Consider the following 464-nt stretch of genomic DNA (forward strand, 5'->3'; position numbering starts at 1 on the left):
CTGAACGACTTTGCGCAGACCGCGAACAGCCTGTCGGGCGCGGGCGCGATCAACCTGGGCTCGCTCGCCACGACGGTGCTCACAGCGAGCAACAGTGCGACGAATACCACCTTCTCCGGCACGATCAGCGGCGCGGGTAATCTGACCAAGACCGGCACCGGCGCGCTGACCCTGAGCGGCGTGAACACCTATACCGGCGGCACGACGCTCAGCGCCGGCACGCTGGTAGCCACGAACGGCAGCGCACTGGGCACCGGCGGGATCGGTAACAGCGCTGCCCTGCAGCTGGACTTTGCCAGCAACGATACGCTGGCCAACACGCTGTCCGGTACGGGCAGCCTGACCAAGAGCGGGGCTGGCGTCGCGACCCTGAGCGCGGCGGGTTCGGGCGAGGGCGCAGTCTCCGTCGATACCGGCACGCTGCAGTTCAGCCAGAGCGGCGCCTTCAATGCGGCAGGCTACAC

General features: G+C 68.1%; 1 protein-coding gene. It reads left to right on the top strand.

Annotation, left to right across the window (positions count from 1 at the left end; translation table 11 throughout):
• A partial coding sequence (locus tag PQR02_RS40805) for an autotransporter-associated beta strand repeat-containing protein (RefSeq protein ID WP_408243451.1) occupies positions 1–464 on the top strand: 464 nt, incomplete at both ends.

The sequence above is a fragment of the Paraburkholderia sediminicola genome (assembly GCF_046026895.1).
Taxonomy (GTDB): domain Bacteria; phylum Pseudomonadota; class Gammaproteobacteria; order Burkholderiales; family Burkholderiaceae; genus Paraburkholderia; species Paraburkholderia sediminicola_C.